Source organism: Pseudomonas sp. NPDC087804 (genome assembly GCF_044742965.1).
GTDB lineage: Bacteria > Pseudomonadota > Gammaproteobacteria > Pseudomonadales > Pseudomonadaceae > Aquipseudomonas > Aquipseudomonas rustica.
The window spans coordinates 47,985-57,618 of the sequence record NZ_JBIUVN010000032.1 but is presented as its reverse complement, the minus strand read 5'-3'; the positions used below and the strand labels follow the sequence as shown (position 1 = coordinate 57,618).

The 9,634-nt window shown below is 59.0% G+C and carries 11 protein-coding genes and 1 tRNA gene; 6 read left to right on the top strand and 6 right to left on the bottom strand.

The window, feature by feature from the left end:
- The 5 genes from ACIOMO_RS24965 to ACIOMO_RS24945 form a co-directional block, all read right to left on the bottom strand.
- The coding region (locus tag ACIOMO_RS24965; RefSeq protein WP_401244134.1) for a ribose-phosphate pyrophosphokinase-like domain-containing protein at positions 1 to 180 on the bottom strand (180 nt) is incomplete at its 3' end.
- 45 nt (positions 181 to 225) lie between these two features.
- Positions 226 to 300 (bottom strand) — tRNA-Gln (locus ACIOMO_RS24960).
- 36 nt (positions 301 to 336) lie between these two features.
- A complete protein-coding gene (ispE, locus tag ACIOMO_RS24955) occupies positions 337 to 1,188 on the bottom strand; it encodes a 4-(cytidine 5'-diphospho)-2-C-methyl-D-erythritol kinase (RefSeq protein WP_053123769.1) in 852 nt (283 codons plus the stop codon).
- A gap of 3 nt (positions 1,189 to 1,191) precedes the next feature.
- Positions 1,192 to 1,809, bottom strand: a complete 618-nt coding sequence (gene lolB / locus ACIOMO_RS24950) for a lipoprotein insertase outer membrane protein LolB (RefSeq protein ID WP_053123767.1) — start codon at positions 1,807 to 1,809, stop codon at positions 1,192 to 1,194.
- A 3-nt stretch (positions 1,810 to 1,812) separates the two neighbouring features.
- Complete coding sequence (locus ACIOMO_RS24945) at positions 1,813 to 3,537, bottom strand: tetratricopeptide repeat protein (RefSeq protein ID WP_159814616.1); 1,725 nt, start codon at positions 3,535 to 3,537, stop codon at positions 1,813 to 1,815.
- 335 nt (positions 3,538 to 3,872) lie between these two features.
- Here ACIOMO_RS24945 and hemA point away from each other — a divergent pair, with 335 nt between their 5' ends.
- From hemA to ACIOMO_RS24915, 6 genes are all read left to right on the top strand, one after another.
- Positions 3,873 to 5,159, top strand: coding sequence for a glutamyl-tRNA reductase (gene hemA / locus ACIOMO_RS24940; protein WP_053123763.1), 1,287 nt, complete (start codon positions 3,873 to 3,875; stop codon positions 5,157 to 5,159).
- On the top strand, positions 5,156 to 6,238 hold the full coding sequence (gene prfA / locus ACIOMO_RS24935) for a peptide chain release factor 1 (protein WP_053123761.1): 1,083 nt from the start codon (positions 5,156 to 5,158) through the stop codon (positions 6,236 to 6,238). The genes hemA and prfA overlap by 4 nt, the downstream gene beginning before the upstream one ends.
- On the top strand, positions 6,239 to 7,069 hold the full coding sequence (gene prmC / locus ACIOMO_RS24930) for a peptide chain release factor N(5)-glutamine methyltransferase (RefSeq protein ID WP_212545509.1): 831 nt from the start codon (positions 6,239 to 6,241) through the stop codon (positions 7,067 to 7,069).
- A complete protein-coding gene (locus ACIOMO_RS24925; RefSeq protein ID WP_401244130.1) occupies positions 7,063 to 7,818 on the top strand; it encodes a molybdopterin-synthase adenylyltransferase MoeB in 756 nt (251 codons plus the stop codon). The genes prmC and ACIOMO_RS24925 overlap by 7 nt, the downstream gene beginning before the upstream one ends.
- Entirely contained in the window at positions 7,811 to 8,602 is a 792-nt protein-coding gene (murI, locus tag ACIOMO_RS24920; RefSeq protein ID WP_401244128.1) for a glutamate racemase, read from the top strand. Before ACIOMO_RS24925 ends, murI begins: the two co-directional genes overlap by 8 nt.
- Before the next feature lie 112 nt (positions 8,603 to 8,714).
- Complete coding sequence (locus ACIOMO_RS24915; RefSeq protein ID WP_053123753.1) at positions 8,715 to 9,233, top strand: acyloxyacyl hydrolase; 519 nt, start codon at positions 8,715 to 8,717, stop codon at positions 9,231 to 9,233.
- A gap of 95 nt (positions 9,234 to 9,328) precedes the next feature.
- On the opposite strand, the gene ACIOMO_RS24910 is transcribed toward ACIOMO_RS24915, so the two are convergent.
- Positions 9,329 to 9,634, bottom strand: a complete 306-nt coding sequence (locus ACIOMO_RS24910) for a YkgJ family cysteine cluster protein (protein WP_053123751.1) — start codon at positions 9,632 to 9,634, stop codon at positions 9,329 to 9,331.

Below are 9,634 nucleotides of genomic sequence, written 5' to 3'. Positions count from 1 at the left end.
GCAAGTCGGCTGAATAATGAAAACGTCTTTACCGCGAACGTTTTCATTGATCTCGGCTGTAATTTCGCCGTCGGAAAACTTACCGACAGAGATGTCACCGAGAGGGATATGCAGCTGACGTACAACACGCCGAGCCAGATCGGGGTTAGCGTTCCCCGTAAAGACCATCATCTTGGACACGCGCAGTACCTAGAGGCTGAGGGTAACCTGGATGAGTATAGAAAATGGCAGGGGCGGCTGGATTCGAACCAACGCATGGCAGGATCAAAACCTGCTGCCTTACCGCTTGGCGACGCCCCTGTATCTGTTGCATCAAGTGCCGTGCACTTGGTTCCTTTAGAGCAGACTTTGCAGCTTGCGATGCAACATCGAAACGTTGCTTCCTTTCGCTACAAACCCTGTAAGGGTCTCTGTCAGAAGGGCCGAGACTTTATCAGCTTCAGCTTTGCTTGGGAAGCCCCCAAACACACAACTTCCAGTTCCGGTGAGCTTTGCTTCGGTAAATTTACCTAACAAATCCAATGCGTTACGTACCTCTGGATAACGCCTTGCAACCACCGGCAAGCAGTCATTTCGACTGTTTCCCTCGGGAACGGGGCGCACTTTAATGGGCGGCGTGTTACGTGTCAACAAAGGATCGGAAAAAATTTCTGCCGTACTTACAGAGACTTGCGGTACGAGCACCAGATACCACGGTTCTTCCGGATCGACCGGGGTGAGTTTCTCGCCCACGCCCTCGGCAAAAGCCGCGTGACCACGGACGAAAACCGGCACGTCGGCGCCAAGCGTCAGACCCAGTGCCGCCAGGCGATCTTCATCCCAGCCCAGCTGCCACAAGTGATTCAGACCGAGCAAGGTGGTCGCCGCGTTCGAGCTGCCGCCACCGATGCCGCCGCCCATGGGCAGAATTTTGTCGATCCAGATGTCGATACCCAGCGTACAACCCGATTGTTGCTGAAGCATTTTTGCTGCGCGCACGATCAGATTGCTGTCATGCGGCACGCCGGCAAATTCGGTGTGCAGCTGAATCACGCCGTCATCGCGCACGGCAAAAGTGATTTCATCGCCGTAATCGACAAACTGAAACAGCGTCTGCAACTCGTGATAACCGTCTTCACGGCGACCAAGAATGTGCAGCATCAGGTTCAGTTTGGCCGGCGAGGGCAGGGTCAGACGTGCAGCGGTCATGCGTTATTGCCCCAACTTGCGCGGTTGCCAGGTCTTGATCACCAGCGTGACGTCGAGGTCGGTGCCGTGCAGCTTGATGCGCTCGGGCAACCAGTAACCGTTTTGTTCGGTGTACGCGGTGTACTCAACTTTCCAGCCGTCCTGTTCCAGGCTGGCCAGACGGCTGTCGGCGTCCAGGTTCAGGCGACTTTTAGTGTCCGGAGCCGGCAGGCCACGCACCCACCAGGCCAGATTCGACACCGGCAACTTCCAGCCCAGTTGCTCTTCGAGCAGGGCTTCCGGCGATTGCGATTCGTAGCGACCCTGATTGGCGACTTCCAGCGACACCTTGCCCGGCCGTCCGGTCAGGCGTGCAGCGCCACGACCCAACGGGCCGGACAGACGAATGTCGTAGTAATCCTGACGTTGCAGCCAGAACAGCGTGCCGCTACCGGAATCTTTCGGTGCGCGGATGCCGATCTTGCCGTCGATCTGCCAGCCATCGAGGCCGGTCAGTTGCTGTTTGTTCGCCGCCCATTGAGCCGGGCTGCCGTGGCCCTCGACCGATTCACGAGTACCAAAACCCGAGCAACCAGCCAGGAGGGCGATGAAGCTGAAAACAATAACGTGGCGCAAAAACATGAGTTAAAGAGTCTCGGATCCGGTCAGGCGCTTGATGGTGCTGCGCAGAATGGTGCTGTCGGGCTGATCCTTGAGGAATTTGCCCCAGATTTGTTTGGCTTCACGCTGGTTGCCCTTGGCCCACAACACTTCGCCCAGATGCGCGGCGACTTCGTGATCAGGGAAACGCTCCAGCGCCTGACGCAGATATTTCTCGGCGTCGTCCAGATTGCCCAAGCGGTAATTCACCCAGCCGAGGCTGTCGAGTACGGCCGGGTCTTCCGGATTGATCTGGTGCGCCTGCTCGATCAGCGTTTTCGCTTCAGCGTAGCGGGTCGTGCGGTCGGAGAGGGTGTAACCCAGCGCATTCAGCGCCATGGCGTTGTCCGGATCACGCTTGATGATCAGGCGCAGGTCTTTTTCCATCTGCCCGAGGTCATTGCGTTTTTCCGCGAGCATGGCGCGGGTGTAGAGCAAATTCAGGTCGTCCGGGTATTGCAGCAACGCTTGCTGCAAGACTTTCCAGGCCTTGTCGTCCTGTTTATTGGCCGACAGGGTTTCCGCTTCGATCAGATACAACTGGATCGCGTAATCCGGCTCTTCGTCACGCTGCGCCGCCAGTTTGCTTTGCGCTTCAGCGGTTTTGCCGTTGTTCATCAGAATATCGGCCTGACGCAACTGCGCCGGCAGATAGTCGTTGCCCGGGCCGACCTGGGCGTACTCGATGAGCGCGCCTTGCGGATCGTTACGCTCTTCGGCGATGCGGCCGAGGTTCAGGTGGGCCGAATCGACGTGGCTTTCACGGGCGATCAAGTCTTCCAGATAGCCCTTGGCCTCGTCCCAGGCCTTGGCTTCGAGGCACACCAGCGCCAGCGAGTAACGCAGTTCGTCGTCTTCCGGGTATTGCTGAACGAGGCTGGAGAATTCGACTTTGGCGTCGTCCATCCGGTCTTGCTCAACCAGCATGCGCGCGTAAGTCAGGCGCAGGCGTTTGTCGTCCGGGTATTTCTTGATGTTTTTTCGCAGCAGCGGCAGCGCTTCGTCGCCACGGTTCATCACTTGCAGGAGGCGTGCGCGCAGCAGAATCGGGGCGATCTCGCCTTCTTCCGGCGGATGGTCTTCGAGCAGGGTCAGGGCCGCTTTATTGTCGCCGTCCTGTTGCAACAGCAGGGCTTTGCCGAAAATCAGCTGACTGTTGTTCGGGTGGCGTTGCAATAAACGGTCAAAACTTTTCATCAGACCGTTGCGGGTTTCTTGATCAGTGTCAGCCGCCGACAGGGCGAGGAAGTCGAAATGGGTGTCGCCCTTGCCCTGCAGGACTTTCTCCATATAGACCATAGAGTCGTCGTAACGCCCGGCGCGCGCCAGTTGCACGGCGGCGGCGCGTTGCGCTTCGAGGTCTTCCGGAGCGTTTTTCGCCCAGATCAGCGCGGTATCGAGGGCCGGTTGATCGGCGCCCAGATATTCGGCGATGCGGAACGCACGCTCGGAAACACCCGGATCTTGCGTATTGATCGCCTGAGTCACGTAGTTATCCAGCGCAATATCGAAGCGATTGCGCTGGCCGGCGAGTTCGGCGCTCAACAGGCTGAAGACGGTTTCCTCGCTGAACGAGCTGTAAACCTTGGGCTTTTCAGGCGCGGGCGTGGTGTCTTCGACCGGCGGCGTACCGTCCGGCGACACGGGTGCCAAGGCCTGGCAGCCGCTGAGGAAGACAAAAGCGAGGAGCAACGCGGAAGATCTATTCATATAGGAAGAGGACGACTAACCTGCGGTCGGATCATCATGACACAAGCCTTCGGCCAAACATAACCGCTCAGGCAATTTACGGCTTATCGCCCTGTAGGAGCTGCCGCAGGCTGTGATCTTTTGACGTTGTTTGAGACGCGGAGCGTCCCGGGCTGCATTCCCACGCCGAGCGTGGGAACGATCAATCAAAAGATCGCAGCCTGCGGCAGCTCCTGCAAGGAGCCAAATTGTGCCCATTATAGGGACTGACCATTGGGACAATAGTCAGCGGTAGTTGTTCTGAATCTGACGAAGTAGGACAATTGCCGGCTTCACGTCACCACCAGCGACTTTGAATGGCCTTCCTTGCACTCGGTATCAACCACAAGACTGCTTCAGTAGACGTCCGCGAGCGCGTGGCTTTTACGCCTGAGCAACTGGTGGAGGCCTTGCAGCAGCTTTGCCGACTGACCGACAGCCGCGAAGCCGCGATCCTCTCCACCTGCAATCGCAGTGAGCTTTATATAGAACAGGATCAGCTTTCTGCCGATGTCGTCTTGCGCTGGCTGGCTGATTACCATCATTTAAGCCTCGATGAGCTGCGCGCGAGTGCTTATGTGCATGAAGATGATGCGGCAGTTCGTCACATGATGCGCGTCGCCTCCGGGCTCGACTCGCTGGTGTTGGGCGAACCGCAGATTCTCGGCCAAATGAAATCGGCCTACGCCGTGGCCCGTGAGGCTGGCACCATCGGCCCGTTGCTGGGGCGATTGTTTCAGGCGACGTTCAATGCCGCCAAGCAGGTGCGTACCGACACGGCGATTGGCGAAAACCCGGTATCGGTGGCGTTTGCTGCCGTCAGTCTGGCCAAACAGATTTTCAGTGATTTGCAACGCAGCCAGGCCTTGCTGATCGGCGCCGGCGAGACCATCACGCTGGTCGCCCGCCATTTGCACGAGCTGGGCGTCAAGCGCATCGTCGTCGCCAATCGCACGCTCGAACGTGCCAGTCTGCTCGCCGAACAATTCGGCGCCCATGCAGTGCTGCTCTCGGACATCCCGGCAGAACTGGTGCGCAGCGACATCGTCATCAGTTCGACCGCCAGTCAGTTGCCGATTCTCGGCAAAGGCGCGGTGGAAAGCGCTCTGAAGCTGCGCAAGCACAAACCGATCTTCATGGTCGACATCGCGGTTCCCCGGGATATCGAACCGGAAGTCGGCGAACTGGACGATGTTTACCTGTATAGCGTCGACGATCTCCACGAAGTGGTCGCCGAAAACCTCAAGAGCCGTCAGGGTGCAGCGCAAGCGGCTGAAGAGATGGTTTCGGTCGGCGCCGACGATTTCATGGTGCGCCTGCGCGAACTCGCGGCGGTTGATGTGCTCAAGGCCTATCGTCAACAGAGCGAACGCCTGCGTGACGAAGAGCTGCAAAAAGCCCTGCGTCTGCTGGCCAATGGCGGCAACGCCGAAGACGTGCTCGGGCAACTGGCCCGTGGTCTGACCAATAAACTGTTGCATGCGCCCAGCGTGCAACTGAAAAAGCTTTCTGCCGAAGGCCGCCTCGATGCGCTGGCCATGGCCCAGGAACTCTTTGCCCTCGAGGGCTCACCGGATAGCTTTTCGGATAAAAAACCGCAATGAAAGCGTCACTGCACAATAAGCTGGACATCCTCCAGGATCGTTTCGAGGAACTGACCGCGCTGCTCGGCGACGGCGAAGTCATTGCCGATCAGAGCAAATTCCGCGCCTATTCCAAGGAATACGCCGAAATCGAGCCGGTCGTACAAGGCTATAAAAAGCTCCTCAGCGTACAAAGCGATCTTGAAAGCGCGCAGGCGCTGCTCAAGGACAACGACCCGGACATGCGTGAAATGGCCGTGGAAGAAGTCCGCGAAGCCAAGGAATCGCTGATCACCCTGGAAGCCGATCTGCAACGCATGTTGCTGCCGAAGGATCCGAATGACGGCCGCAACGTCTTCCTCGAAATTCGCGCCGGCACCGGTGGCGACGAGGCGGCGATCTTCTCCGGCGATCTGTTCCGCATGTACTCGCGTTATGCCGAACGCCGTGGCTGGCGCGTAGAAATCCTCTCGGAAAACGAAGGCGAACACGGCGGCTATAAAGAAGTCATCGCGCGCATCGAAGGCGACAACGTTTACGGCAAACTGAAATTCGAATCCGGCGCGCACCGCGTACAGCGTGTACCCGCCACCGAATCCCAGGGCCGTATCCACACCTCCGCGTGCACCGTGGCGGTATTGCCCGAGCCGGACGAGCGCGAAGCGATCGAGATCAACCCGGCGGATTTACGCGTCGACACGTTCCGCTCCTCCGGGGCCGGCGGTCAGCACGTCAACACCACCGACTCGGCGATCCGCATCACGCACATTCCGACCGGCACCGTCGTCGAGTGTCAGGAAGAGCGTTCCCAGCACAAGAACCGTGCGCGGGCGATGGCCTGGCTGTCGGCGAAACTCAACGATCAGCAAACCGCAGCGGCGGCGAATGCCATCGCCAGCGAGCGCAAATTGCTGGTCGGTTCCGGCGATCGCTCTGAACGCATTCGCACCTACAACTTTGCTCAGGGCCGGGTTACCGACCATCGCGTCAACCTGACCTTGTATTCCCTTGATGAAATTCTCGCCGGTGGCGTTGATGCGGTGATCGAGCCGTTGCTGGCCGAATACCAGGCTGATCAACTCGCAGCGATAGGTGAATAAATGACCATCATTGCCAGCCTGTTGCGCGCCGCCGAACTGCCGGACTCGCCCACTGCGCGTCTGGACGCCGAATTGCTTCTGGCCGCTGCACTGGGCAAGTCGCGCAGTTTTCTGCACACCTGGCCCGAGCGCATCGTGCCGAGTGACGCGGCGCTGACCTTTGCCGAGTATCTGCAACGTCGCCGTGGCGGTGAGCCGGTGGCCTACATTCTTGGTCAGCAGGGTTTCTGGAAACTCGATCTGGAAGTCGCGCCGCACACGCTGATCCCGCGTCCGGACACTGAATTGCTGGTGGAAGCGGCGCTGGAATTGCTGCCCGCGACGCCGGCTAAAGTGCTCGACCTCGGCACTGGCAGCGGCGCGATTGCCTTGGCCTTGGCCAGCGAGCGTGCGGCGTGGAAAGTCACGGCGGTGGATCGCGTGCTCGAAGCCGTGGCACTGGCCGAACGCAATCGTCAGCGCCTGCATTTGAACAACGCCACGGTGCTGAGCAGCCATTGGTTCAGCTCGCTGGCCGGTCAGCGTTTTCAGTTGATCATCAGCAACCCGCCGTATATTGCGGCGGCCGATCCGCATCTGGTCGAAGGCGATGTGCGCTTCGAACCGGCCAGCGCCTTGGTCGCCGGTGAAGACGGCCTCGATGATCTGCGCTTGATCGTCGAACAGGCCCCGGAGTATCTGGAGGCCGGTGGCTGGCTGATGCTCGAACATGGCTATGATCAAGCCGAAGCCGTGCGCGATTTGTTGCTGACGCGCGGTTTTGAAGAAGTCCACAGCCGCACCGATCTGGGCGGTCATCAACGCATCAGTCTGGGACGCCTGCCGTGCTGAATGATCAGGAATTGCTGCGCTACAGCCGGCAGATTCTGCTGCAACACATCGACATCGATGGCCAGTTGAAGCTCAAGGACAGTCGCGTGCTGATCGTCGGCCTCGGTGGTCTCGGCGCGCCGGTCGCCTTGTATCTGGCGGCGGCGGGTGTCGGTGAGTTGCATCTGGCGGATTTCGACACGGTCGATCTGACCAACCTGCAACGCCAGATCATTCATGACACCGACAGCGTCGGCATGAGCAAGGTCGATTCGGCGCTCAAGCGTCTGAGTGCGATCAATCCGGAGATCCAGTTGATCGCCCATCGGCAGGCGCTGGACGAGGATTCTCTCGCGGCGGCCGTCTCGGCAGTGGATCTGGTGCTCGATTGTTCCGATAACTTTTCTACGCGCGAGGCGGTCAACGCCGCGTGTGTGGCGGCGCGCAAACCGCTGGTCAGCGGCGCGGCGATTCGCCTTGAAGGGCAGTTGTCGGTGTTCGACCCGCGCCGCGATGAGAGCCCTTGCTACCACTGCTTGTACGGCCACGGCAGCGAAGCCGAACTGACCTGCAGCGAAGCGGGTGTTGTCGGGCCGTTGGTGGGGCTGGTAGGCAGTCTGCAAGCGCTTGAAGCGTTGAAAGTGCTGGTTGGTTTCGGCGAGCCGCTGGTGGGCCGTTTGTTGCTGATCGATGCGCTGGGCTCGCGTTTCCGTGAGCTGCGGGTCAAGCGTGATCCGGGTTGCAGTGTCTGTGGCTCGCGCCATGCGTGAAGCGCCGATCGGCGTGTTCGATTCCGGTGTCGGCGGTCTGTCGGTACTGGCAGAAATCCAGCAGTTGTTGCCCAACGAATCGCTGCTCTATGTCGCCGATTGCGGGCACATTCCCTACGGCGAGAAAACCCCGGAATTTATCCGCCAGCGTTGCAGCGTGATGGCCGGGTTTTTCCGCGAGCAGGGCGCCAAGGCGTTGGTGTTGGCTTGCAACACGGCGACCGTCGCCGGGGTTGCCGATTTGCGTCGTGATTACCCGGACTGGCCGATTGTCGGCATGGAACCCGCGGTGAAACCGGCGGCGGCTGCGACCCGTAGCGGTGTGGTCGGCGTGCTCGCCACTACGGGCACTTTGCAGAGTGCCAAGTTCGCGGCATTACTTGATCGCTTCGCCACCGATGTACGGGTGATTACCCAGCCTTGTCCCGGGCTGGTCGAGCTGATTGAAAGCGGTGACCTGCACAGCGACACATTGCGCGCGTTGTTGAAAAGTTATGTCGATCCGTTGCTGGCCAACGGTTGCGACACGATCATTCTTGGTTGCACGCACTATCCCTTCCTCAAGCCGATGCTCAAATCGATGATCCCGGCGGACATCAGTTTGATCGACACCGGCGCCGCTGTGGCGCGGCAACTTCAACGGCTGCTGGCCGAGCGCGATTTGCTGGCTGAGGGGCCGAACCGATCGGTCAGATTCTGGACCAGCGCGGATCTGCAGTCCTTCAAAAATGTCTTGCCGTTGCTGGGGCAAACCGCGAGTGATGTGCAAAACTTCGGTTTGTGAAAAAAACGTGAAATAAGCTGAAATTCGTCTGAACTTCTATTCAGGCGCAGACTTCTATAGCGTTGTGTTAACCAGAAAACCAAACGATCGTTCCGGAAAAGGAAGTTTCAAAGTGAAGCGACTATTCTGCTTGGCCGCGATTGCGGCCGCACTAATGGGGCAAAGCATTACTGCACAAGCGGCAGGTGTTGAATTTGCGGTGGGGGCCACCAGCGATTCGACCATGACCTACCGCCTGGGGATGAATTTTGATTGGGATCAGAGCTGGCTGCAGAGCGACGTTGGTCGCCTGACCGGTTACTGGAGCGGCGCCTACACCTATTGGGAAGGTGATAAAACCTCCAGCAACAACAGTCTGTCGTTCTCGCCGGTATTTGTTTACGAGTTTGCCGGCCAGTCGGTCAAACCGTATGTAGAGGCGGGCATCGGCGTTGCCGCGTTCTCCAACACCAAGTACGAATCCAACAACATTGGCGGCTCGCTCCAGTTCGAAGACCGTATCGGTTTTGGTCTGCGTTTCAATGGCGGGCATGAAGTCGGGATCCGTGCGACGCACTACTCCAACGCCGGCCTGGCCAGCAGTAACGACGGCGTAGAAAGCTACGCGCTGCACTACACAATGCCGTTGTAAGCAAGATCAAAAGATCGCAGCCTTCGGCAGCTCCTACAGGTGAAAAACAATCCCATGTAGGAGCTGCCGAAGGCTGCGATCTTTTGTTTTTTGGATCAGCGGTACGCCGTGGTGATGCCTTGGCGTTCTTCGAGGCACTCGGGGGCGCCCATTTCGAATTCGCGGCAGATCAGCGGGCGTTTTTCGTAGATCGTGCACATCATCGTGTCGCGATCCAGCGCCGCGCACCAGCCGTCGTCCAGGCGCAGCATCACTTCACCGCCCCACTCATCGGTATCGATAAAGCGATCAGGCACGCCGGTATCGGTGATCAGCATCACTTCGAGCTGGCAGCAGCACGCCGCGCAGGTCGAGCAGGTGACTGCAGGCTCGGTGATTTGCTGGTGGGGAATGGTTTTCAT